This window comes from Pantoea sp. GD03673, from assembly GCF_029844725.1.
In the GTDB taxonomy this organism is placed as follows: Bacteria; Pseudomonadota; Gammaproteobacteria; order Enterobacterales; family Enterobacteriaceae; genus Pantoea.
Map to the genome: position 1 here is coordinate 511,954 of NZ_JAOCKJ010000002.1, position 22,901 is coordinate 534,854.

Consider the following 22,901-nt stretch of genomic DNA (forward strand, 5'->3'; position numbering starts at 1 on the left):
TTGTTTGATGTCAAAACGAAATTTCATGGTCAAACCTCGCCAGAAAGAATTGTCTACAATCGCTATAACAAAAGTTCAGCTGACGTTGATGCCGGATCGATTAAACCTTTTATTGCAGTAGCTTTACCGAATCCAGTCGTGGGTAAGCAGCATGTTCTGGCCCAGTACCGGACGTCCGTTGCGCCAATAGGAATTTTATCTGGTATGAGAGCCAACCGAGAGAGGCGCAACATATTTTTTTGCGACAGTAACGCAGTGGTTGAAGCGTCCGGCAACCTCTGCGACTTAACGACGGGCGGGAAATTTGAGTGATTGTGATGAATCTTACAGGCACAAAAAAACCGCCTAGGTAGGGCGGTTTTTTTGGAAAGCTGGATAGGTAGGCCAGCCTTCAGGTGATGCAAGACTAAACATTAGACAGGCAAATTGTCGGATAGATTGTCGGTTACGTCAAGCGTAATAGAGGCCAGGTTCGCCACATCGCGAGGCGATTTATACAAGATACGAGTTCATCTGTGCATGGGACATGCCCAACCTTACTATAACTTAAGGCAAACTTTCGAAAACTCTGAAAATACTGTTATAAATTCCCTTGTTTGTTTTAAACCCAGCGATATAATCAGTGCGTCTAATGAATAAATTGCGTCCCAAAGAAGCTCATGCACTGGTGCATTAATCTCTAAGGAGGTTTACGTTCTTCGACGAACGAATGAGCACAAACCGTGTTAAGTCTTTGTTTTAGATGAAATATTAATGGAGAAAAAACTCTGTTCATACAACTGTCGCACGCAATCATGCTTGTAACGGTTTAATCAAAAACAACTAGGAGGACAACAATGCAACGGCATCACCACGTTCATTTGTGTAAGCCCTTCTTAGTAGGGGCTTATCACTAATTTCGCTGCCTATATTATGGTAGTAGAAATCTCTTAACTCATGCGAGTGCGTTAAGGGTTCAGTACCCCTTAATACCTTTTCGGTTTTAAGGATATTGTCACTAATCGGGCCATTTTCGCTATGCCTTTGCAAACCAGCGGTGGGGCGTAAAGGGTTAACATAGGGGCTGGAACTTAGGATTGTTAAGGCTCATATTCCGGGCCGCAAGACTAAACATTAGACAAATGCCGTAGTCTTCCTCTCTGGACCTTTCCAGCCAGATGGAGAGTTGTGCCCATCTTAGATGGAGTACAATTTATGAAGCGTTTGAAGAAAGTTAGTAAAAAGTTGGTTTCGTTGTTTTTTGTAGTATTGATTAACCACGGCCCTGCGTTAGATGGTGAAACTAAATTTGATTTTAGCGGATCTCACTTTGTGAACGTGAACGTAACAAATGTTACTTACGCGCCAACAACGTCAGAATACTTTTTGCTAGCTAAACCGACGACAGAGGAGAAGTTCCAGTAATGGGCTTCGCGTCAAGAGCGCTGTTCGGCTCTGTGTCCGCTAAATAGTATCCATCTTCTGGATGGCATAAAAAGCCCCCGCAAGGGGGCTTTTTTTGTCTGTTCACATCCTGCCATTTTTGCAACTTGTCGCCATTTCTGTTTTTGATATAGGTTCCATTTTTGGAATGAATTAATAAAAAAGTCATATCTAACTATTTCTTTTCACTTCAGATTTCTACTCATCAGCGTTTAATCGAATCTCCGATAGTAACGCTAATTACAATTGTGAGCGTCCCCTCTTGGCATAAGCGGACTATTGAAAACAGCAGCGTTTAATAACTTCACATCTAACGTAGCGCTCGAGTCGCTTTTTTTATATTGGCAAAGATGATCACCAAAAATAAACTCTAGTGTACATCCCGCCTAAAACCATCAACCACCTAACACATTGATATTAGTACACAAAATACAAAGGTGAACAGTGTGAACACTTTTCTCTAAAATCATTTTATTTTGGATCTAGCGCCGGGCATTCGTTATCCTTGTCGTGCAGCTTCGGGGACGAGATCCAATCATTGGTACACGTTTAGGTACACGAGCTAAAACTGAATTGTGAGAAAACAATTAATTTCATTTACTTGCGTGACCTATTCAGACTCCGCCAGCCCAAAATTCTTCAAAGATGGTTCCAGAGCCATCCGATGAAGTCCTAGAAGCCCGCACGGCGCAAGCCCTGCGGGCTTTTTTGTGTCTTGAATTTGTCCCGCGAAGTCTGAAGAGAACTAATTAAATCCGAACCTTTTAGGCCTATGGATAGGCCCAACGAAAAGCTCTATTTTTTCGTTGGGCCTAAACGCATGGAGACTACCCATGGCAAGAAAAACCTAGCCGTTAACTGATACTGAAACCAAAGCAGCTAAACCTAAAGATGCCGACTACCAGTTGTATAATGGTGACGGGCTTACTCTATTAATCAAGTCCAGTGGTAGTAAGCTCTGGCTGTTCCGCTACTACCGACCTCTGACTAAAAAGCGAACCAAACAGAGTTTCGGTGCCAACCCTGGTGTCTCACTATCTGATGCGCGTAAACTCAGAGCCGAATCTCGAGTTTTACTGGCGAAAGACATTGATCCGCAGAAATATCAGAAAGAACAGGTCAGGCCTCTCCGCTCCCACTCCACCCGCCACGAGTGGAGGAAAACGATGCATGCAGCATTTCAATCACACGACAGGAAAATACAGCTGCAGGACAAAAAAACACGGCATGCGTTCAGGTCTCCCCGTTAAAGCACTTCCCCCCTCCCTTCATCCCCATAAAGCGCCAAAGTAAGCCATTCCCGCGCTTTCACTGCACCAAAATAGTGCTTTCGCCGTGGAAATATCACGGCTTTGCACCGTTTCGCTTTTTCTGGCCCTGGCACACTTTATGCTTGATAGATTGACAGCCTGTAATGTCTTCGAGGTGACGATGCTGAATATTAATCTGTCCGCTTCACCCTTTTTTGATGAGATGCTCCTGGCTGAAGGTGAACACCGTGCCCATTACGCCGCCTACTGGCAATGGCTGCAACAGGCGGATCACCATGCTGTACAGCGCAAGCGGGAAGAAGCCGCCCTTCTGTTTCACCGGGTGGGTATTACGTTCAACGTCTACGATGACGATAACGGTGCCGAACGGTTGATTCCGTTCGACAGCGTGCCACGCATTATCCCGGCCGCTGAGTGGGCGATGCTCGATCGCGGCATCCGGCAGCGTGTGCAGGCGCTCAACGCCTTCCTCTACGATATCTACCACAAGCAACATATTCTGAAGGCGGGCATCATTCCGGCAGAGCAGGTTCTGGCTAACGATCAGTATCAGCCCTGCATGCAGGGCGTTGATCTCCATCGTGATATCTATGCGCATATCGTCGGCGTCGACATGGTGCGCAACAGTGATGGGGAATACTACGTCCTGGAAGATAACCTGCGCACGCCGTCCGGCGTCTCCTATATGCTGGAAAACCGCAAAATGATGATGCGGCTCTATCCGGAACTGTTCGCACAGCAACGCATTGCCCCCGTGGAGCGCTATCCGTCGCATCTGCTACAAACGCTTCGTGAAAGCTCGCCAGTCAACGATCCTACCGTCGTGGTATTAACCCCCGGACGCTTCAACAGCGCTTACTTCGAGCATAGTTTCCTGGCCCAGCAAATGGGCGTTGAGCTGGTCGAAAGCGCCGACCTGTTCGTTAAGGATGGCATGCTGTTCATGCGCACGACCGCCGGGCCATGCAGAATCCATGTGATCTATCGTCGGGTTGACGATGCCTTCCTCGATCCGCTGGCGTTTCGTCCGGACTCCATGCTCGGCGTGCCGGGGCTGCTGTCGGTTTACCGGGCGGGCAATGTTGTCCTGGCCAATGCCATCGGGACCGGCGTGGCCGATGACAAATCGATCTACCCCTATGTCCCGGATATGGTGCGCTTTTATCTGCAGGAAGAACCGATCCTCAACAACGTGCCCACCTGGCAGTGCCGGCACAAAAACGAGCTGTCGTATGTGCTGGCAAACCTCGAAAAAATGGTTGTAAAAGAGGTTCACGGCGCTGGCGGTTACGGCATGCTGATTGGCCCCGCCGCGAGCAAAGAACAGCTCGCCAGTTTCCGGGCGCTGCTGCTGGCGCGTCCGCAGAATTACATCGCGCAAAACACGCTGGCGTTGTCCACCTGTCCTACTTTCGTCAACGAGGGCCTGGCACCACGCCATATCGATCTGCGCCCCTTTGCGTTGAGTGGCGCAGAGATACGACTGGTGCCCGGCGGCCTGACCCGGGTGGCGTTAACGGAAGGATCGCTGGTGGTGAACTCGTCGCAGGGCGGCGGAACCAAGGACACCTGGGTACTGGAGGATGATCTATGCTGAGCCGAACAGCCAGTGAACTCTATTGGATGGCCCGCTATCTGGAGCGGGCAGAAAATATCGCCCGGGTTCTGGACGTCACCAACAAGCTGTCGATGATGCCCATCCGCAACGGGGGCGATCAGGATCTGCAGGTGCCGCTCAACCTGACCGGCACCAGCCAGCTGTATGCAGAAACCTGCCCGACGCTGACGATGCCCAATCTGGTCAGTTTTTTCGCTCTGGACAACCGGAATCACAGCAGCATTTTCAGCTGCCTGCAGATGGGCTGGAACAACGCTCATGCGGTGCGCGGTAGCCTGTCATCGGAAGTCTGGGAATGCATCAATGCCACCTGGATTGAGATGAAAGCAATACGCCGCCGGGGCATAGGTTCAGACGGTGCCGACGCCTTCTTTGACTGGGTGAAAGAGCGCTCTCATCTGTTTCGCGGAGCCATGTTCGGCACCCTGCTCCGCAGCGATGCTATGCGCTTTATCCGTCTGGGGACGCTGCTGGAACGGGCGGATGGCACCGCCCGTCTGCTGGAAGTAAAAAACAGGCTGATGGACATTGATGACGATCCGGTTCGCGAATATTACCGCATGGACACCCTGCTGCAGGCGGTAAGCGCACGCGAAGCCTACCACAGTATTTACAAGCAGCCCCTGAGCCGGGAGACCATCGCCGAACTGATGATCCTGCGCAACGAACTGCCGCGTTCGCTGCTGGCCTGTATCAACGATATGGTACAGCAGCTGGAGCAGATTGGCGGCCGCGCCAACCAGCCACGCCGCCTGGCGCACATCCTGCACGCCGAGCTGCGCTTCAGTTCCATGAAAGACCTGAGCAGAATCGGCCTGAACCCCTGGCTGGAAAGCTTTCTCGCCCAGGTAAACGATATCGCCGAAAGTATCCATCACACTTATCTGGAGGCGCAATGAAACTTCGCATTGAGCACAACACGCACTACCGCTACGCCCAGGCGGTGCAACGGAGTATCCAGTACCTGCGGCTGACGCCACAGGAGTCGCCTCATCAACGCATCCTGTCCTGGCAACTGACGTTGCCGGATAAGGCGGTCTGCACCACGGATCCCTTTGGCAACATCATGCATGTGCTGACCCTCGATGAACCGCATGAGTCAATCACCATTCAGGCACACGGCGTGGTGGAGATTGAAGACAAGGTTGACCATGAGGCTCAGGGACATCTGTCGCCGCTGGTTTTCCTGCGCCACAGTCCACTGACCCAGCCGGATGCGGCCATTCAGGCTTTTGCCCTGCGTTATCATCAGCCTCAGGCGATTCTGAATGCCCTGGAAAACCTGATGGGTGAACTGCTGCTGAAGATGCCTTACCGCCCGGGGTCCACCCTTGTCACTGACAGTGCCGCAGAGGCTTTCGCCGCCAGTAGCGGAGTGTGCCAGGATCATACGCATGTCTTTCTGAGCTGCTGCCGCAGCCTGAATATACCGGCACGCTACGTCAGCGGTTACCTGCACAGTAAAGATTCTTCTCATGTTGCGACCCATGCCTGGGCCGAAGTCTGGGTGGATGAGCGCTGGCACTGTTTTGACGTCACCAACAATACCCGTATACCTGATCAACATCTTAAGCTGGCCGTCGGCATTGATTATCTGGATGCCTGCCCGGTGCGCGGTTTACGGATTGGCGGCGGCTACGAAGATATGAGCGCTATCGCCGCCGTACAAATGATGTAAATCGCGCTGTCACCCCTTGCTGAGGGTTAAAACTTCGTGCACGCTGACGTCTGCTGGCGTGCAACTCTTTTTTTGGGGAATGTGGTATGACCTATTGTGTGGCCATGCGCCTGTCATCCGGGCTGGTCTTTGCATCCGATTCACGAACCAACGCCGGTGTGGACCATATTTCCACCTTCCGTAAACTGCATGTGTTTCATCAGGACGGCGATCGGACACTGGTGCTTCAGACGGCCGGTAATCTGGCGACCACCCAAAGCATTATCAGCCTGCTGCGGCACCGCAGTAAGAATGCCGATTGTCCTAATCTGCTGAATGCCGCCAGCCTCTACGAGGCCGCTACCCTGGTGGGAGAGACGGTTCGTGAAGTGATCCAGCGCGACAGCGAGGCACAACAGAACGGCAGCACGACAGACTTCAGCTGCAATCTGCTGCTCGGCGGTCAGATCAACGGGGATGAGATTGGGCTGTTCCATATTTACCCACAGGGCAACTTTATCGAAGCAACCCGCGATACGCCCTATTTCCAGATTGGTGAAAGTAAGTACGGCAAACCGATCATTGACCGGGTGCTGCACTACGACATGCCTCTGGAGCAGGCGATGCAGTGCGCGCTGATTTCACTGGATTCGACGCTGCGCAGCAATCTCTCCGTCGGACTCCCGCTTGACGTCATGATTTACGCGTGTGATAGCTACAGCGATGCCCGGCAATACCGCATTACCGAAGATCATCCTTACTTCAGCACTATCCGTAAAGGCTGGGGAGAAGGATTGGTCAGCACGTTCAGACAGCTACCACCGCTGGTTCTCTGAACCGTGACAAAGCCTGACTTCGTTCAAAGCGAACACCCGAAGCGTTCGGGTCATGCGCCTTTGCACCCTTCTGTGGCCTCCCCTCTGTCGCCTTCACCCCGGAGGCCCGAAATGACGCGTTTCCCCGCCCCACTTTCCTGACCCCTCTGCCCCCTCTGTTCCCCTTTACAGCGCCCGTCCAAACACGAAATAATAGCGTCACACGCCGGGCCACCCCCCTGGCAGCCTCTGAACCGACGTTAATCCAGCGGACAATTTATGACCAGTGAAATCCCCCTCAAGTATTATGATGTCGCCGATGAGTACGCGACGGAGTCCGCTAAGCCAGTGAGCGAAGCAGAACGCACCCCGCTGGCACACTACTTCCAGCTGCTGATCACCCGTTTAATGAACAACGAGGAGATCAGTGAAGAGTCGCAGCAGGAGATGGCGCGTGAAGCGGGCATTGATGAGCAGCGTATTGATGATATCGCCGAATTCCTGAACCGCTGGGGCAACGAGTAACCGCGTTACCGGCAGACGCGCCTGGCGCCGTCCAGCCGGTTAATCCGCCTGACTTAACAGCGCATTCGCCTCAGCACAGCGCATCTTCGTCAGGAGATGCGCTGCGCTGGCAGCCACGTGTCAAACGTGGCTGATGGCAGTGTTCGGGACATCACTCTCGCCTTCTTCTGCCGCTAAACCCATTCCCCCTGTCGCCTTCCCCGCCAGCAAACTTCACGCCCACCGTCCATCCCCTGGCGCAGCCGGAAATTATCATCCAGACTTATATAGTCTGCGCAGGCATTGTGTTTTACACTGCGCGCTGTAAAAAACTGAGTAGATTAAGCAGGCAAAAATGGCGATGAACGGAACGATCACAACCTGGTTTGAAGATAAAGGTTTTGGCTTTATCAAAGATGAAAACGGTGATAACCGCTATTTTCATGTGATTAAGGTCGCCAACCCTGATCTCATCAGGAAAGATGCAGCGGTGACGTTTGAACCCACCACCAACAACAAAGGCTTATCCGCCTATGCGGTGAAAGTTGCGCCGGCAAGCAAATATATCTATATCGCGGGCGAGCGGCTTAAGATTACCTCGATCAAGTCTTACCTCGTCTACAACGAAGAAGTCCCGGTCGATGCCGGTGTCGACAAAGAGAACGCGGTACTGTCAGTGGGTCTGCTGCTGAATAATATCCGGCCAAAATCAGACCTGAAAGCCAATGAGATGCGCTCGCTGAAAAAGCTGGCGGTCACCACGTTCCAGGGAACCACGCTGATCTTCTCCGAAGATGAGATCGACATTGAAAGCACGGTTAACATACTTAAAGGCCTGAAATAATTCCGCAGGCGGGCCGGAGCCTGTAAACAGGTTTTCGGCTTTACAGCCCGCCTCAGCCTGGTATTCAGGCCCCGTCCTCTGGCATGACATCCCCTGCTGCTCTGCGCCGCGAGAAAGTCATTCTCTGGCAGATTAAACCCGCCTTTTTTTCCGGCTGATCGCTTGTTCATGATAAAACACAGGTCAAAAGCGCAACGCATCAAGGTTCATCCCCACAACGCGTCTTTCCAGGGTAGAATCAGATACTTTGTTCAGTCATTGCCCATGTTTTCCATCATCGCAAATTGATACGAAAAGCGGATGAAATAAGGTATAAAGCCGCATGAAAATCCCAAACAGAATACAGCCCCTGGTCGATGACGGCCTCATTGACGATGTGCTGCAGCGGCTGAAAAGCGGCAAAGAAGCAGACGTCTACACCGTGCTTTGCGGCGGTAATGTGCAGTGCGCCAAGGTCTATAAAGAAGCGACCCAGCGTAGCTTCAAACAGGCGGTACAGTATCAGGAAGGGCGTAAAACCCGTAACAGCCGTAACGCCCGCGCCATGCAGAAAGGCACAAAGTTTGGCCGTAAGCAGCAGGAAGAGTCCTGGCAGACCGCCGAAGTGGATGCCCTTTTCCGTCTGGCGAACGCCGGTGTTCGCGTACCCCAGCCCTATCTCTGTATTGACGGCGTGTTGCTGATGGAACTGGTGACCGACGCCAATGGCTCTGTCGCGCCGCGCCTGAGTGATGTCACGCTCTCCGAAGAAGACGCGATCGCCGATTTCCACACCATGATCCGCAACATCGTCCGCATGCTCTGTGCCGGTATCGTTCACGGTGATTTATCAGAATTCAACGTGCTGCTGGATGACCAGGGACCGGTGATTATCGACCTGCCCCAGGCGGTCGACGCAGCGGCCAATAACCATGCTGAGTCGATGTTCGAACGTGACGTAAACAACATCACTTCATACTATGGCCAGTTTGCTCCGCAGCTGCTGAAGACGCGCTATGCCAAAGAGATCTGGCAATGCTATGAAGATGGCAAGCTGACCCCGGAAACACCGCTCACCGGACAGTTTGTGGAAGAGGAGCGCGTGGTGGATATGGATTCGCTGATGGATGAGATCATCACCGCAGAAGATGAATATTACGAGCGCCAGCGCGCCAGCCGTGAGCGCGACGAAGAGTAAGTAAAAAGGCAGCGAGTCGCCTCGCTGCCTCTGAATGACCGCCCTATCACAACGCCATCACCGCACGACGACCGTCAGCGCAATCAGCGTTAAGCCGATCATCATCACGCCGACAAATACTGTATCAAGTCTCCCTTTTTTCATCTTCTCCTCCTCAGAACCACTGACCAAAACGACGGATGTAGAAGCGTTTCATACCCTGCGCCACCAGGCAGTAGCTGAACAGCGTCAGCACCAGCCAGGGGAAATATTGCCATGGCAGTGGCACCAGACCGACCATCGCACCCAGCGGTGAAAACGGAATCAGGATGCCCAGCGCCATCACCGCCAGCGTGGTCAGCATGACCGGTAAGGTGGCACGACTCTGGATAAACGGGATTTTCCGGGTACGCAGCATATGTACTACCAGCGTCTGTGACAGCAGCCCTTCAATAAACCAGCCGGACTGGAACAGCGACTGCACGCCTGCATGGTTCGCGCCGAAAACGAACCACATCAGCGCAAAGGTGGTAACGTCAAAAATTGAGGACGTTGGTCCCATCCACAGCATGAAGCGTTTAATGTTGCCAGCATCCCACTTGCGTGGCTTATTCAGGAACTCACGGTCAACCTTGTCCCACGGCAGCGCCAGCTGAGAAACGTCATACATCAGATTCTGAATCAGCAGATGAATCGACAGCATCGGCAGAAACGGAATAAAAGCACTGGCCACCAGCAGCGAGAACACGTTGCCGAAGTTAGAGCTGGCGGTCATGTTGAGATACTTGATGATGTTGCCAAAGGTCTCGCGTCCTTTGCGTACCCCCTCGTTCAGCACCTGTAAATCTTTCTCCAGCAGGATGATATCCGATGAGGCTTTCGCCACATCCGCCGCACTGTCTACGGAAATTCCGGTGTCGGCCGCCCGCAGTGCTGGTGCGTCATTAATGCCATCGCCAAGGAAGCCGACGGTATGACCATTCTGCTGCATCAGGCGCACCAGACGGGATTTCTGCAGCGGTGTCAGCTGAGCAAACAGGGTGCAGCGTTCTGCTTCCTGCGCCAGTTCATCATCGTTCATCGCCTCAATCTGATCGCCGGTCAGCATCGCCGGATCGGTCAGCCCGACATCGGCACACACCCGCAGCGTCACCAGCGGATTGTCACCGGTCAGCACTTTCACCGTCACGCCGCTGTCGCGCAGGGCTTTGATCGCCTTGCCCGCACTGGCTTTCGGAGGATCGCGGAAGGTCAGCATGCCCTGGATGACCAGATCGCGCTCGTCACTGTCGCTGAGTGGCACACGCTGTTCCCCATCACGGGTTGCGACCAGCAGCACGCGATACCCCTGCTGATGATAACGTTCGGTCTGCGCCAGCAGTGCCGCACGCTGTGCCGCATCCAGTGCAACGATCGCGTCACCCTGCCGCACGGCGATGCTCACTGCCAGCATCTCTTTTACTGCGCCTTTACAGATCAGTTGCGAACGATGCTGAGTCAGATCTTCCACCAGCACCGACACCCGACGACGGGTAAAATCAAATGGCAGCTCATCAACCAGCTGATACTGGCTGCGCTGAGTCTGTGAAATAACTTTATCGCCCGCGCCCAGCACGGCGCGATCCATCAGGTTTTTCGCGCCACTCTGGCTGCCACTGTTGAGCCAGGCCAGCAGCAGGACCTGCTCATCTTCATTTCCCTGCGCATCCAGATGATGTGCCAGCAGAATGGTGTCCTGAGTCAGCGTGCCGGTTTTATCCGTGCAGAGCACATCCATCGCACCCAGGTTCTGAATAGCGTTGAGCTTTTTGACGATCACTTTGCGGCGCGACATTGCAATCGCGCCTTTGGCCAGGTTGGCGCTGACAATCATCGGCAGCATTTCCGGGGTCAGACCGACCGCGACCGCCAGTGCAAACAGCGTGGCGTCCATCCAGTCGCCTTTGGTGAAGCCGTTGATCAGCAGCACCACCGGCACCATCACCAGCATAAAACGGATCAGCAGCTTGCTGACGCTGTTCACGCCACGGTCAAACGCGGTCTGGGGACGACTGCCGGTGAGCGACGAGGCCAGCGAACCAAACCAGGTTTCGCCCCCGGTCGCCACCACCACGGCGCTGGCTGTGCCGCTGGCAACGCTCGTGCCCATCAGGCAGATATTCGGTGATCCCAGCAGATCCTGGGCGGTCTGGCCCTGGGCATCGATACCCGCATCGCTGCTCTGTTTTTCAACCGGCAGCGATTCACCGGTCAGCACCGCTTCACTGATAAACAGATTACGTGAGCTCAGCAGGCGCACATCGGCTGGCACCTGATCACCGGTGCTGAGCAGAATGATATCGCCCGGCACCAGTTCACTCATGTCCACATCCTGGCGCTGCGGCGTTTCACTGCCCGGCTCACGCCGCAGCACAGTCACCTGGCTGCGCACCAGTGACTGCAGCGCCTGCGCCGCCCGGTTGGTGCGGAACTCCTGCCAGAAACGCAGCAGCCCGCTCAGCATCACCATAGTACAGATGATGATGACGCCGGAGAGATCGGTCTCCTCACCGGCGCGCAGCGGCAGTATGTAATCGGTAAACAGGCTCACCAGTGCCAGGACCAGTAATACATAGATAAACGGGTTGTTAAATGCCATCAGCAGCTGAACCAGCGCCGGTGGCGCTTTTTCATGTGCCACTTCATTTCGGCCATAGGTGGCCAGGCGTTTCGCCGCTTCAGCCTGAGTCAGGCCCTGACGCTGGCTGCGCAGGTTGGCCAGCGTCATCTCAACGTGCTGGCCTGCCTGCTGCGCGACAGCAAATATTTTTTTACTTTTTTTATCGTTACGGTTGCCAGCTTGAGTGATGGCAACCTGCTCCAGTTTCATGTCGCTCATTTCGACATCTCCCTGATTTAAAGCAATAGTTGTCCTGCACATAAAATAACGTGCATGGATAAAACCTGGCGTAGCCGGGTTATTTAATGGGGTGACCTTCAGGAATAATCACGTTATTCCGCCTGCGCGAAAAATAATAACGCACACAGGGTGACGTTACGCCTGTTAAGCGCAGCGTTATAGAGGTCAGATATCAGCGTTCGGGCGCAGCCTGGGCTACGCCAGTCGGGGTGGAGGAAAAAGGGCTAAGATAAACAGCAGCATAACGCGCACTCCTGTGGATGACAGGACTAAAAATAAGGAGCGCGATCGTTAATTAAAGCGGGGATCGCTGCTCGCCGGTTGGCAAGCAGCAGAGAAAATTCAGCTTGCCAGAGTTAATGTTAATCCGGGGTGACTGTCCAACTGAATTCTCCTGAAGTTAATTGCCGCTATTATAAAGAGAAGAAAGTCCGGGTAAAGCTATTCAGGGATTAATAACCACCTCGTTGAGGATTTGTTTCTGCTCAGATTGCCGCTTCGGTAATAGCGTGACGATCTTCTTATAACCACAACCTCATCCTTATAACCTTTTCGCATATGATTAGCCCATATTCGACTATTCTTCGCATCAGCCCTTTCGTAAACTCGCGTAACTTTTAAGAGGCAAGGAAATTTCATGAAAACTATAATTCCATCACTGCTGGCGCTGACGCTGGCTGCCGCCTTTACAGCCCAGGCCGCAACACCGAAAGATACACTGGTCATTGCCCAATCTACTGACGACGCCGACAGCTTTGACCCGGCTAAAGGATTTGAACTCACCAGCGTTCAGGCTTTTACTAACATCTATCAGCGTCTGGTGCAATCTGACCCGCAGAACCCGGTAGATCTGAAACCAACGCTGGCGACCTCCTGGCAGCCAGGCAGCGACAACCGCAGCCTGACCTTCGAACTGCGCAAAGATGCGACGTTTTCAACCGGCAACCCCGTGCGCCCGGAAGATGTGATCTTCTCGCTGGGTCGCGTGGTAAAACTGAATCTGGACCCTTCTTTCATTCTGACGCAGCTTGGCTGGACCAAAGATAACGTCGATGGCTTCCTGAAAAAGGTCGATGACAATCATGTGCAGATTAGCTGGACCGCCAATGTCAGCCCGACCTACGTCCTGAGCCTGCTCTCTGCACCGGTTTCTTCAATCGTTGATGAAAAAACCGCGATGGCGAATGAGAAAAATGGCGATTTTGGTAACGCCTGGCTGGCAACTCACTCGGCGGGCAGCGGTCCGTATCAGATTCGTAAAGTCGTGATGCATCAGGTCGTGCTGCTCAGCGCGAACCCGACTTCACCGGCGGGCGCGCCAAAAATGAAGAACATCCTGATCAAGAACGTACCGGAACCGGCTGCGCGTCGTCTGCTGCTGGAACAGGGTGATGCCGATATCGCCCGTAACCTGGGTGCCGATCAGATTGCTGCGCTGAACGGCAAACCGGGCGTGAAGACGGAAGCGATTCCAATGGCGTCGCTCTACTACATCCAGTTCAACATCGGCGCGAACGAGACGATGAAGAACCCGGCCTTCTGGGAAGCGGCACGCTACCTGTGGGATTACAAAGGCATTGCTAATGAGCTGCTGAAAGGCCAGTTCGACGTGCATCAGAGCTTCTTGCCTAAAGGTTTCCTGGGCGCGATCAACGATACGCCTTACAGCTACGATCCGGAAAAAGCCAAAGCGATTCTGAAGAAAGCGGGCCTGAGCAACGTCACCTTTAAACTCTCCACCAGCAACCAGCCACCTTATCTGGATATCGCACAGGCGCTGCAGGGCAGCTTCGCGAAAGCTGGCGTGAAAGTAGAGGTGGTGCCTGGTCTGAGTTCCGAAGTTTCGACCAACGTGAAAGCGCATAAATATGAAGCGACGCTGAACGCCTGGGGCTCGGACTATTTTGATCCCAACACCAACGCCGCCTCGTTTGCTTACAACCCGGAAGATGGCAGCAAAACCATCGCCTACCGTTCAGACTGGCACATTCCTGAGCTGAACAAACAGGTGATTGCGGCGACAGCAGAAAGCGATCCGAAGAAACGCGTGGCGCTGTATGAAGCGATGCAGCGTGACGTGATGAAGAACTCCCCTTACGTGATTGGGATGCAGGCGAAAAACCTGATCGCCCTGCGCGACAACCTGAAAGGCTATGTACAGGGCATCAACCCTGACATGGTGTATTACTCGCAGGTCACTAAGTAATGGCACAGTCTGTTCCTTCAGCCGGGTTCGCCCGGCTTTTTTGGCAGCGTGGCGGACGGCTAATCGGCAGCGTGCTGTCGCTGCTGGTTACGCTGCTTGGCCTGCTCGCCTTCACCTTTATGCTGTCGCATCTCTCGCCGATTGACCCGGTGCAGCAGATTGCGGGCGACCATGCCAGTGAAGCGACCTATCAGCAGGTGCGTCACGACCTGGGTCTCGACCAGCCGGTGCTGATGCAGTTCTGGCGCTACATTGAACATCTGGCACAGGGCGATCTCGGCGTCTCCCGACTGACCAATCAGTCGGTGAGCAGTGACCTGATGACCACCTTCCCTGCCACCATTGAGCTTGCGACCTGCGCGATGATCTTCGCGGTGGTGTTCGGCGTCACCCTGGCGCTGCTGGCGGCCTGGAAACCGGGCAGCTGGATCGATAACCTCGCCCGCTTTATCTCGCTGCTGGGTTATTCAGTGCCGGTGTTCTGGCTCGGCCTGCTGGGCCTGCTGCTCTTTTATGCGGTGCTGCACTGGTCGGCCGGACCGGGACGGCTGGATGATATCTGGGTCTATACCCTGGAGCCAAAAACCGGCTTTGTGCTGATCGACAGCTGGCTGTCGGGTGAACCAGAAATGTTCCGCAACGCGATTGCGCACCTCTGGCTGCCGGTGGTGATCCTCGGCCTGCTGGCGATGGCGGGCATTACCCGCTTACTGCGTGCCGCGCTGCTGGAAGAGAGCAGCAAAGAGTATATGGTGCTGGCGCGCGCCAAAGGCGCGGGGCGGGTTCGCATCCTGCTGCGCCACATCTTCCCCAACGTGCTGGGCACGCTGGTCACGGTGATCGCCCTCTCCTATGCCACACTGCTGGAAGGCTCGGTACTGACCGAAACCGTCTTTGCCTGGCCGGGGGTGGGTCGTTACATGACCAATGCGCTGTTCTCCGGCGATGTGCCGGCGATTCTGGGCTCAACCCTGTTGATCGGCAGCTGCTTTATTCTGATAAACGCCCTGGCGGATGTTTTAACCTGGTTAACCGATCCGAGAACCCGATGACGCAACAACTCTCTGAACCCGAAACGCTGCGACCACGCCGTCGCCGTCAACGCGTGACCTCGTTAACCGTTGGTCTGACACTGGTAGCAATTCTCATTCTGATGGCGCTGCTGGCACCATTGATTGCGCCGTTCGACCCGAATGTGCAGACCATGTCGAGCCGTCTGCTGGCACCGTCGGCGCAGCACTGGTTTGGCACCGATGGTTTTGGTCGCGATCTGCTGTCTCGCGTGATTTACGGCGCACGTCCTACCCTGCTGCTGGTGTCGCTGATTCTGGTGCTGACGATTCCGGCTGGCCTGTTGATCGGCATCACCGCCGGTTATGTCGGCGGCTGGACGGAACGCCTGCTGATGCGCATTACCGATATCTTCCTGTCACTGCCGAACCTCGTTATCGCGCTGGCGCTGGTGGCGATTCTCGGCCCCGGCCTGATGAACGGCGCACTCGCACTGGCGCTGACCAGCTGGCCGCCGTTTGCCCGCCAGGCGCGTGCTGAAACCCTGGCGCTGCGCCGCAGCGACTACCTTGCCGCCGCACGGATGCAGGGGATTACGGGCTTTCGTCTGATGTTTGGTCATATTCTGCCGCTCTGCATGCCGACTGCGGTCGTCCGCGCCGCGCTGAGCCTGGGCGGGATTATCCTGGCCGCAGCCGGACTTGGCTTCCTCGGCATGGGTGTACAGCCACCGACGGCGGAATGGGGATCGATGGTGGCCGAAGGCAGTAAAGTGATCTTCGATCAGTGGTGGGTTGCCGCCGCGCCGGGCGCAGCCATTCTGTTTGCCAGCCTGGCCTTTAACCTGACAGGCGATGGCCTGCGCGACCGACTGGATACCCGTCATGCAAAATAATCTGCTCCATGCCGAAGGGCTGACCATTCGCAGTGATGATGCGCTGCTGGTCGATAACATCAGCTTTTCCGTGGGCCGCGAGCGCGTGGCGCTGGTGGGTGAATCCGGCTCCGGCAAATCACTCACTGCCCGCAGCCTGATGGGCTTACTGTCGCCTGCGCTGCACCTGCAGGCCAGCCAGCTTCAGGTGGCCGGTGAAAATGCGCTGACGCTGAGTGACCGTCACTGGAACCAGTTGCGCGGTAACCGCGTGGCGATGGTGATGCAGGACCCGAAGTATGCGCTTAACCCGACCCGCACCATTGGCTGGCAGGTAGAAGAGCCGCTGATCCTCCATCGCCGTCTGAGCCGTGCCGAGCGCAAAGAAAAAGTGTGCGAAATGCTGGATGCGGTCGGCCTGCCCGATCCGCGACGCCTGATGCAGCACTATCCGCATCAGCTTTCGGGGGGCATGGGGCAGCGTGTGATGCTGGCGATCGCGCTGGTCACCGATCCTGACTTTCTGATCGCTGATGAACCGACCTCCGCGCTGGATCACGCCATGCGCGATCAGGTGCTGGCGCTGATCCGTGGTCTGGTGGAAGCGCGTAATATGGGTCTGCTGCTGATCAGCCATGATTTGCAGCAGGTTTCGGAGCATTGCGAGCGTGTGATGGTGATGTACAAAGGCCGGTTGCTGGATACGCTGCCTGCCGCCGATCTCCCGCACGCGACCCATCCTTATACCCGCACGCTGTGGGCCTGCCGCCCCGGCAAAGCAACCCACGGACAGGCTTTACCGGTACTGGATCGCGCTGCGCTGGAGGCGAATTATGATTAAGCTGCAGAATCTCAGCGTTGCCCATAAGCAGGGCTACGAGCTGCGCACCGTGGTACACGAGGTTAACCTGGAGGTTAACGCTGGCGAGTGCTTTGGTCTGGTCGGCCCGTCGGGCTGCGGTAAGTCATCGCTGCTGTGGGTACTGGCAGGCCTGAATCCACACTGGCAGGGCCAGATGCAGCTTGCCGGTCACGATGTTCAGCCGGGCAAAGCCTTTACCGGCGCGCTGCGTCAGGAAGTGCAGATGGTGTTTCAGGACCCTTATGCCTCGCTGCACCCCCGTCACCGCCTGCGGCGCACGCTGTCGGAGCCGCTGAAGCTATTGAAACGCGACAACATCAACGATCGGATCGATCAGGGGTTCCGTCACGTCGGACTCGATCCCGCGCTTGCCGATCGTTATCCGCATCAGCTCTCTGGCGGTCAGCGTCAGCGCGTCGCCATCGTGCGCGCCCTGCTGCTGCAGCCGAAGATCCTGCTGCTGGATGAGCCGACATCGGCGCTGGATATGTCGGTGCAGGCGGAGATCCTTAATCTGCTCAACGATCTGAAACGGCAGGATGGCCTGACTATGGTGCTGGTCAGCCACGATCCCGACGTTATCGATCACATGTGCGATCGCGCCGTGCGCATGGCGCAGGGTCGGATCGTCGAACAGATCTCTGCCTGAAACCAGGCCGGACGGCGTTCATCTGCCGTCCGGCGCTCCGTCCCTTAACACGCCCTTCTGCCCCGCTTGACCACCTCTTCTGCCTTACCCGACCGGCGCTCTGTTTCTTCTTCAGCCTCGTCTGAATGCCACCTCCTTGCGGTGAACGGCTGCACACTAAAGCGGCAGCAGTATGCGACAGCGCAAAATGCAGCCGCAGGCTGATGCGGTATACTCGCGGCAATTTCTTTAAAAAGGGTCAGGTTATGACGGTAAAATTGCGTCCGCTGGAGCGGGAAGATCTTCACTTTGTCCATCAGCTGGATAACAACGCCAGCGTAATGCGCTACTGGTTTGAGGAGCCGTATGAGGCATTTGTGGAGCTGTCCGATCTCTACAACAAGCACATTCACGATCAAACCGAACGTCGCTTCGTCGTGGAGCACAGCGGGCAGAAAGCGGGATTAGTGGAGCTGGTGGAGATTAACCATGTGCACCGCCGCGCTGAGTTTCAGATCATTATCGATCCGGCGCATCAGGGCAAAGGACTGGCTACGCAGGCGGCGAAGCTGGCGATGGATTACGGCTTCTCGGTGCTGAACCTCTATAAGCTCTACCTGATTGTCGATCAGGAGAACGAAAAAGCGATCCACATCTACACCAAGCTTGGTTTTGAGATTGAGGGCGTACTCAGGCATGAGTTTTTCATCAACGGCGAGTATCGTAACACCATCCGCATGTGCATTTTCCAGCATCAGTATCTGGAACGCCATAAAACGCCAGGCGGAATGGTGAAGCCGACCGCGCAGTGATCAGCCGCGCGCGCCAACCGGGTTCATGAATGGACGAGGATGTTCCGGCTTGAGGTCGTACATGCCGCCGTAGAAAGGATCGACCAGCAGCCAGCCGGGGAAGCCACCCAGCGGAATGTTGCCCAGCAGATACCAGAGGTTAGCGCGTGCCTCGATAGGCACCGTGACCGGCACGTAGCCCGGGCTTTCCAGCATCAGCAGGTAGTGCTTTTTGCCGAAGTAACGCCCGGTAGATTTGGCCAGCTCGACGGTCTGCGGTGTGAAACCCTGCGCCACCGCATAGCCACGCTCATCCTGCACGGTAAAGCGTGCGCCCTGCGGCAACGAGTCGATGCGCACCATTTGAGTTTCAGTGCCGACAATGGTGGCACAGCCGCTAAGCAGCAGCGCGGCGGCCAGAGCCAGAATTCGCGGTTTCATAGAGGGGTCCACAGAGTGATCAGTGATCAGAGTGTAGACCGCTCTCTCTTTCTCAATCGGGCTATCATCGCCCGATTCAGCCAGCTTATTGCGGTTGACAAGCGCGGGCGATAGCGGCGATGTCGCCGGGTGAGGTGCGGCAGCAGCCGCCAATCAGCTTCGCGCCCGCCTGTTGCCACTCGTCCAGCTTGTCATGCAGCGTGCAGCCCGAGGGCGCTGAATGCCAGGTTTTGCTGGCGGCATCATACTGCTCGCCGGAGTTGGGATAAACCACCAGCGGCTTGTCGGTCAGCGTCTGCAACTGCTGCAGTGCAGGTGTCACGCTCGTCAGCGACACGCAGTTAATCCCCAGCGCCACCACCTGCGGCTGCTGATTCAGCCAGCTCACTACCTCTGACAGCGGCGTGCCGTCGCTGATGTGTCCGGCGTCGCGCAGGGTAAACGTAAACCAGGCGCGGCCTTCCGGGAATTCAGCCAGCAATTTCACCAGCGCCTGCGCTTCAGCAAAGGAAGGCAGAGTTTCACAGGCGAGCAGATCGGCCCCTGCCGCCAGCAGCGCCTGTACACGCGGGCGGTGAAACGCCATCATCTCCGCTTCCGGCAGTGCATAGTCACCGCGGTACTCTGACCCATCGGCCAGGAAAGCGCCATACGGACCCACCGATCCCGCGACCAGCAGCGTGTTCGCATCAGGACGTACAGCCAGATAGTCGTGACGGGCGCGGCGCGCCAGTTCGACGCTCTGGGCGATCAGCGCCAGTGACTGCGCTTCATCAAGACCACGTGTGGCAAAGCCCTGCGGCGTCGCCTGATAGCTGGCCGTAATGGCGCAGCGTGCGCCAGCGACAAAATAGTCGTAGTGCACCTGATAGATCAGCTCAGGATTCTCCATCAGCACCTTCGCTGACCACAGCGCATCAGCCAGATGACAGCCGCGCGCTTCCAGTTCAGTAGCCAGTGCGCCATCCAGGATCAGCGGCGACGACTCCGATAAAGCCTGCGCGACGGGGTTATGCGACATCTTTAGCCTCCTCAGGCTTTGGGGATGATTTGTGGGTCAGATGGTAAGCGGCATAGCAGAACAGCACAAACGGGATGCCGCACCACAGTGCGATGCGCTGGGTTGGATCAAACGCCAGACCGACACAGGCCAGCAGGCAGAGCAGGAAACCGAGCACCGGCGTCAGCGGATAAAGCGGCGCACGGTAGGCCAGGTCTGCCAGCGATTTACCCTGCTGAAGATGACGGCGACGGAAAACAAAATGCGAGGCGCAGATGCTGAGCCAGACCGCCACCACCGCAAAGCCGGAGATAGCCGACAGCGCCACAAACACCGTGTCTGGCGCGACCACGCTGGAAACCAGCGCCAGCAAACCGCCCACCATGCTAACGGTGATGGCCAGCAGCGGTACGCCGCGCTTGTTCACTCTGGCGAAGGCACGAGGCAGCGTGTTTTCATTGGCCAGCGACCAGAGCATACGTCCGGACGCATAAAGACCGGAGTTGGCTGCTGACAGGATAGCGGTCAGGATCACAAAGTTGATGATGTCAGCGGCATAAGGAATACCGATTTTCTCGAACACCAGCACAAACGGGCTTTTCACAATGCCCGCCTGCTCCATCGGAATCAGCGCCGCCAGCACAAAGACGGTGCCAATGAAGAAAATAATCAACCGGGCCACGGTCGTGCGGATCGCCAGCGGCAGCACTTTCTCCGGCTGCTGGGTTTCACCGGCGGCAATCCCAATCAGCTCGGTGCCGGAAAAGGCGAAGTTCACCGCCACCATGGTCATCAGAATGGGCAGAACGCCGTTGGGCAGCCAGCCGTGCGCCGTCAGATTGCTCAGGCCCGGCGCTGAGGTGCCATCTTTCATCGGGATAAAGCCAAACATCGCCGCGCCGCCCAGCACAATAAAGGCGACGATCGTCACCACCTTGATCAGCGAGAACCAGAACTCCCCTTCGGCAAAGAAGCGGGTTGAGATGACGTTCAGCAGATAGATGGCGCAGCAGAAAACCAGGCACCAGATCCACACCGGGATCTGCGGGAACCAGTACTGCATACAGAAGCCCGCTGCTGTCAGGCTGGAACCAAGCGCCACCGTCCAGGTGAGCCAGTAGAGCCACGCCACGGTGTAGCCGGTTGCCGGGCTGAGATAGCGTGCGGCATACACGTGGAACGCACCGGTTTCCGGCATCGCCACCGAGAGTTCACCCAGACAGACCATCACCAGCCAGACCACCAGCGCGCCAATCAGATAGGCGAGCAGCGTACCCGCCGCTCCGGTGGTGGAAATGATATAGCCGGTATTAAAAAACAGGCCAGTGCCGATCACGCCACCCAGCGATAACATCACCAGATGGCGCACTTTCATGGTGCGTTTAAATTGTTCCTGCGAGGGGATTGGCTGTTCGCTCATCATTTTTATCCGTATGGACGTCTAAACATCTATAGTGGACAATTTTATACGCGTCACAGCCGGTAATTGCAACGGCAAGGAAACAGGGAGGACATTCAGGCAGTTCAGTGCCCCGTCGCGGCGGGGCCTGATGCGTTAGCCGAAAACGCTTTGAATATAGCGTTCCAGTGCCATGCGGGAACTGAATCCGTGCGGGATGCCGTAATGTTCCTGTGAATCACCCGCCAGGTAGAGAGGGAATTGGGTGTAGTGATCGCAGGTTTTCATTTCAGAAGCAGGTTCAGCAAACGGCTGGCTCTTCTCTTTCAGCGTGGGATGAATCACTAAAGCCATGCGCCCCATGCGCGCTTCGCGATTCACATAAACGTAGTTTTCTCCCCGGCGATAGCCATAGGCCCGTGGGGTAATTTCATCGACTTCGAAACCCGCTTTTTCCAGTACGCGCGCTACCTCATCTGGTCGTAAATACATGCTCGATCCTCTCCTCTTTCAAAAGCTTCGCAACCTTACATCAGCATGACAGAGCGGGCATTCGGAATTTTCCCTAAAGAACACGCCCGCGTCTCGTTTATCTCAGGGTCGTCTACACTAGTATTACGTTTTTAAATCAAAGGGAGCTAAAAAATGTTTAATCGCACTGTAAAAAACGATGACATTGATATCAATCAGGACGTTAATGAACTGGCCGATTCACTGGAAGCGCTGTTGAAATCTTATGGCAGTGACGCCAAAGACGAAGTGGATTCTGCCCGCAGTCAGGCAGAAAAGCTGCTGAAGCAGACCCGCTCTAAACTGAATGGCGGCAGCAACCGCGTCTCGCAGGTTGCCCGTGATGCCGGTGCGCAGGTTGACACCTACGTGCATGACAAGCCGTGGCACGGTGTAGGTATCGGTGCCGCTTTCGGTATCGTCGTCGGCGTGCTGCTGGCTTCACGCCGCTAAGCCCCGGAAAATCCCCGAGCCCTGCCCCGTGCGGGGCTTTTTTTTGCCTTTTTCTGGCTGACGACATTTACAAAAGAATTTTTCAGGCTGGAAGGTGCATCACTACTGGCTTTGCCTCAGTTGCGCAAACGCAAATCACAAAACCCTATATATGGTGGGCTTGACCACCCAAACCACTACATCTAGTATTTACCTCATCAGCAAGACACCTGATGCCCGCCCCAAAAAAGCCGCTAACTGCTGCGCCTGCTTCGTTTCCGGGCATCAGAACCGCATACAGAGGGAAATACGAATCATGCGCATTATTATTTACACTAAAGATAACTGTGTCCAGTGCAACGCCACCAAAAATGCGATGGACCGTCAGGGTCTCGCCTACCAGCTGATCAATCTCGACAGCCAGCCGGACGCAATCGACAACCTGAAATCCCTGGGTTACCGCCAGGTGCCGGTGGTGATGGCGGATAACGATCACTGGAGCGGCTTCCGCCCGGACAAAATCGCCACCCTGCGCACGCTTTCTGCTGTCGGGAACTAAGC

22 protein-coding genes and 1 pseudogene are annotated in these 22,901 nt (G+C 55.4%); 18 read left to right on the plus strand and 5 right to left on the minus strand.

Translation table 11 applies throughout. From position 1 onward, the window contains the following. The 10 genes and pseudogenes from N5J69_RS05675 (at position 1) to N5J69_RS05720 (ending at position 9,308) form a co-directional block, all read left to right on the plus strand. Complete coding sequence (locus N5J69_RS05675) at positions 1–312, plus strand: hypothetical protein (protein ID WP_279768641.1); 312 nt, start codon at positions 1–3, stop codon at positions 310–312. A gap of 882 nt (positions 313–1,194) precedes the next feature. Beyond that, complete coding sequence (locus tag N5J69_RS05680; RefSeq protein ID WP_279768643.1) at positions 1,195–1,404, plus strand: hypothetical protein; 210 nt, start codon at positions 1,195–1,197, stop codon at positions 1,402–1,404. Between the two features lie 851 nt (positions 1,405–2,255). Beyond that, positions 2,256–2,546 (plus strand): annotated as a pseudogene (locus N5J69_RS05685) (integrase arm-type DNA-binding domain-containing protein); the annotation flags it as partial. Positions 2,547–2,853: 307 nt separating this feature from the next. Next, complete coding sequence (locus N5J69_RS05690) at positions 2,854–4,290, plus strand: circularly permuted type 2 ATP-grasp protein (protein ID WP_279768645.1); 1,437 nt, start codon at positions 2,854–2,856, stop codon at positions 4,288–4,290. Then, positions 4,284–5,210: an alpha-E domain-containing protein gene (locus N5J69_RS05695; RefSeq protein ID WP_279768646.1), complete on the plus strand. Its 927-nt coding sequence runs from the start codon at positions 4,284–4,286 to the stop codon at positions 5,208–5,210. The genes N5J69_RS05690 and N5J69_RS05695 overlap by 7 nt, the downstream gene beginning before the upstream one ends. Then, positions 5,207–5,989, plus strand: a complete 783-nt coding sequence (locus tag N5J69_RS05700; RefSeq protein ID WP_279768648.1) for a transglutaminase family protein — start codon at positions 5,207–5,209, stop codon at positions 5,987–5,989. Before N5J69_RS05695 ends, N5J69_RS05700 begins: the two co-directional genes overlap by 4 nt. 86 nt (positions 5,990–6,075) lie before the next feature. Continuing rightward, on the plus strand, positions 6,076–6,804 hold the full coding sequence (locus N5J69_RS05705) for a proteasome-type protease (protein WP_279768650.1): 729 nt from the start codon (positions 6,076–6,078) through the stop codon (positions 6,802–6,804). 258 nt (positions 6,805–7,062) lie between these two features. Next, on the plus strand, positions 7,063–7,308 hold the full coding sequence (locus N5J69_RS05710; RefSeq protein ID WP_279768652.1) for a DUF2543 family protein: 246 nt from the start codon (positions 7,063–7,065) through the stop codon (positions 7,306–7,308). A 334-nt stretch (positions 7,309–7,642) separates the two neighbouring features. Continuing rightward, entirely contained in the window at positions 7,643–8,131 is a 489-nt protein-coding gene (locus N5J69_RS05715) for a cold shock domain-containing protein (protein ID WP_279768654.1), read from the plus strand. Positions 8,132–8,453: 322 nt separating this feature from the next. Continuing rightward, positions 8,454–9,308 (plus strand): PA4780 family RIO1-like protein kinase, encoded by an 855-nt coding sequence (locus N5J69_RS05720; protein WP_279768655.1) that lies wholly within the window; start codon positions 8,454–8,456, stop codon positions 9,306–9,308. A gap of 154 nt (positions 9,309–9,462) precedes the next feature. On the opposite strand, the gene mgtA is transcribed toward N5J69_RS05720, so the two are convergent. After that, the gene (gene mgtA / locus N5J69_RS05725; protein ID WP_279768657.1) at positions 9,463–12,165 is read right to left on the minus strand and encodes a magnesium-translocating P-type ATPase; all 2,703 of its coding nucleotides are present in this window, start codon (positions 12,163–12,165) and stop codon (positions 9,463–9,465) included. Positions 12,166–12,823: 658 nt separating this feature from the next. Here mgtA and N5J69_RS05730 point away from each other — a divergent pair. From N5J69_RS05730 to speG, 6 genes are all read left to right on the plus strand, one after another. Next, entirely contained in the window at positions 12,824–14,392 is a 1,569-nt protein-coding gene (locus N5J69_RS05730; protein ID WP_279768660.1) for an ABC transporter substrate-binding protein, read from the plus strand. Then, on the plus strand, positions 14,392–15,444 hold the full coding sequence (locus N5J69_RS05735) for an ABC transporter permease (RefSeq protein ID WP_279768663.1): 1,053 nt from the start codon (positions 14,392–14,394) through the stop codon (positions 15,442–15,444). The genes N5J69_RS05730 and N5J69_RS05735 overlap by 1 nt, the downstream gene beginning before the upstream one ends. Beyond that, the gene (locus tag N5J69_RS05740; RefSeq protein WP_279768665.1) at positions 15,441–16,298 is read left to right on the plus strand and encodes an ABC transporter permease; all 858 of its coding nucleotides are present in this window, start codon (positions 15,441–15,443) and stop codon (positions 16,296–16,298) included. Before N5J69_RS05735 ends, N5J69_RS05740 begins: the two co-directional genes overlap by 4 nt. Beyond that, positions 16,288–17,118 (plus strand): ABC transporter ATP-binding protein, encoded by an 831-nt coding sequence (locus tag N5J69_RS05745; protein ID WP_279768667.1) that lies wholly within the window; start codon positions 16,288–16,290, stop codon positions 17,116–17,118. The genes N5J69_RS05740 and N5J69_RS05745 overlap by 11 nt, the downstream gene beginning before the upstream one ends. Then, positions 17,111–17,788, plus strand: coding sequence for an ABC transporter ATP-binding protein (locus N5J69_RS05750; protein ID WP_279768668.1), 678 nt, complete (start codon positions 17,111–17,113; stop codon positions 17,786–17,788). Before N5J69_RS05745 ends, N5J69_RS05750 begins: the two co-directional genes overlap by 8 nt. Positions 17,789–18,033: 245 nt before the next feature. Then, a complete protein-coding gene (gene speG, locus N5J69_RS05755; RefSeq protein ID WP_279768671.1) occupies positions 18,034–18,579 on the plus strand; it encodes a spermidine N1-acetyltransferase in 546 nt (181 codons plus the stop codon). On the opposite strand, the gene N5J69_RS05760 is transcribed toward speG, so the two are convergent. The 4 genes from N5J69_RS05760 to N5J69_RS05775 form a co-directional block, all read right to left on the minus strand. Beyond that, positions 18,580–18,999, minus strand: coding sequence for a hypothetical protein (locus N5J69_RS05760; protein WP_279768673.1), 420 nt, complete (start codon positions 18,997–18,999; stop codon positions 18,580–18,582). 85 nt (positions 19,000–19,084) lie between these two features. Then, positions 19,085–20,020 (minus strand): homocysteine S-methyltransferase, encoded by a 936-nt coding sequence (mmuM, locus tag N5J69_RS05765; protein ID WP_279768676.1) that lies wholly within the window; start codon positions 20,018–20,020, stop codon positions 19,085–19,087. After that, a complete protein-coding gene (gene mmuP, locus N5J69_RS05770; protein WP_279768677.1) occupies positions 20,010–21,419 on the minus strand; it encodes an S-methylmethionine permease in 1,410 nt (469 codons plus the stop codon). Before mmuP ends, mmuM begins: the two co-directional genes overlap by 11 nt. A 135-nt stretch (positions 21,420–21,554) precedes the next feature. Next, positions 21,555–21,890, minus strand: coding sequence for a DUF2002 family protein (locus N5J69_RS05775; RefSeq protein WP_003850360.1), 336 nt, complete (start codon positions 21,888–21,890; stop codon positions 21,555–21,557). Positions 21,891–22,043: 153 nt separating this feature from the next. Here N5J69_RS05775 and N5J69_RS05780 point away from each other — a divergent pair, with 153 nt between their 5' ends. Together N5J69_RS05780 and nrdH are read left to right on the plus strand one after the other, a co-directional pair. Then, on the plus strand, positions 22,044–22,361 hold the full coding sequence (locus N5J69_RS05780; RefSeq protein ID WP_279768678.1) for a DUF883 family protein: 318 nt from the start codon (positions 22,044–22,046) through the stop codon (positions 22,359–22,361). A 295-nt stretch (positions 22,362–22,656) separates the two neighbouring features. Next, positions 22,657–22,899 carry a glutaredoxin-like protein NrdH gene (gene nrdH / locus N5J69_RS05785; RefSeq protein WP_279768679.1) on the plus strand — a complete coding sequence of 81 codons (243 nt, stop codon included), beginning with the start codon at positions 22,657–22,659 and terminating at the stop codon, positions 22,897–22,899. Positions 22,900–22,901 lie beyond the last annotated feature (2 nt).

Excerpts from the sequence above, each read along its gene's own strand:
- N5J69_RS05680 (WP_279768643.1), top strand. The coding sequence starts at position 1,195 with ATGAAGCGTTTGAAGAAAGTTAGTAAAAAGTTGGTTTCGTTGTTTTTT.
- N5J69_RS05690 (WP_279768645.1), top strand. The coding sequence starts at position 2,854 with ATGCTGAATATTAATCTGTCCGCTTCACCCTTTTTTGATGAGATGCTC.
- N5J69_RS05695 (WP_279768646.1), top strand. The coding sequence starts at position 4,284 with ATGCTGAGCCGAACAGCCAGTGAACTCTATTGGATGGCCCGCTATCTG.
- N5J69_RS05700 (WP_279768648.1), top strand. The coding sequence starts at position 5,207 with ATGAAACTTCGCATTGAGCACAACACGCACTACCGCTACGCCCAGGCG.
- N5J69_RS05705 (WP_279768650.1), top strand. The coding sequence starts at position 6,076 with ATGACCTATTGTGTGGCCATGCGCCTGTCATCCGGGCTGGTCTTTGCA.
- N5J69_RS05710 (WP_279768652.1), top strand. The coding sequence starts at position 7,063 with ATGACCAGTGAAATCCCCCTCAAGTATTATGATGTCGCCGATGAGTAC.
- N5J69_RS05715 (WP_279768654.1), top strand. The coding sequence starts at position 7,643 with ATGGCGATGAACGGAACGATCACAACCTGGTTTGAAGATAAAGGTTTT.
- N5J69_RS05720 (WP_279768655.1), top strand. The coding sequence starts at position 8,454 with ATGAAAATCCCAAACAGAATACAGCCCCTGGTCGATGACGGCCTCATT.
- mgtA (WP_279768657.1), bottom strand. The coding sequence starts at position 12,165 with ATGAGCGACATGAAACTGGAGCAGGTTGCCATCACTCAAGCTGGCAAC.
- N5J69_RS05730 (WP_279768660.1), top strand. The coding sequence starts at position 12,824 with ATGAAAACTATAATTCCATCACTGCTGGCGCTGACGCTGGCTGCCGCC.
- N5J69_RS05735 (WP_279768663.1), top strand. The coding sequence starts at position 14,392 with ATGGCACAGTCTGTTCCTTCAGCCGGGTTCGCCCGGCTTTTTTGGCAG.
- N5J69_RS05740 (WP_279768665.1), top strand. The coding sequence starts at position 15,441 with ATGACGCAACAACTCTCTGAACCCGAAACGCTGCGACCACGCCGTCGC.
- N5J69_RS05745 (WP_279768667.1), top strand. The coding sequence starts at position 16,288 with ATGCAAAATAATCTGCTCCATGCCGAAGGGCTGACCATTCGCAGTGAT.
- N5J69_RS05750 (WP_279768668.1), top strand. The coding sequence starts at position 17,111 with ATGATTAAGCTGCAGAATCTCAGCGTTGCCCATAAGCAGGGCTACGAG.
- speG (WP_279768671.1), top strand. The coding sequence starts at position 18,034 with ATGACGGTAAAATTGCGTCCGCTGGAGCGGGAAGATCTTCACTTTGTC.
- N5J69_RS05760 (WP_279768673.1), bottom strand. The coding sequence starts at position 18,999 with ATGAAACCGCGAATTCTGGCTCTGGCCGCCGCGCTGCTGCTTAGCGGC.
- mmuM (WP_279768676.1), bottom strand. The coding sequence starts at position 20,020 with ATGTCGCATAACCCCGTCGCGCAGGCTTTATCGGAGTCGTCGCCGCTG.
- mmuP (WP_279768677.1), bottom strand. The coding sequence starts at position 21,419 with ATGAGCGAACAGCCAATCCCCTCGCAGGAACAATTTAAACGCACCATG.
- N5J69_RS05775 (WP_003850360.1), bottom strand. The coding sequence starts at position 21,890 with ATGTATTTACGACCAGATGAGGTAGCGCGCGTACTGGAAAAAGCGGGT.
- N5J69_RS05780 (WP_279768678.1), top strand. The coding sequence starts at position 22,044 with ATGTTTAATCGCACTGTAAAAAACGATGACATTGATATCAATCAGGAC.
- nrdH (WP_279768679.1), top strand. The coding sequence starts at position 22,657 with ATGCGCATTATTATTTACACTAAAGATAACTGTGTCCAGTGCAACGCC.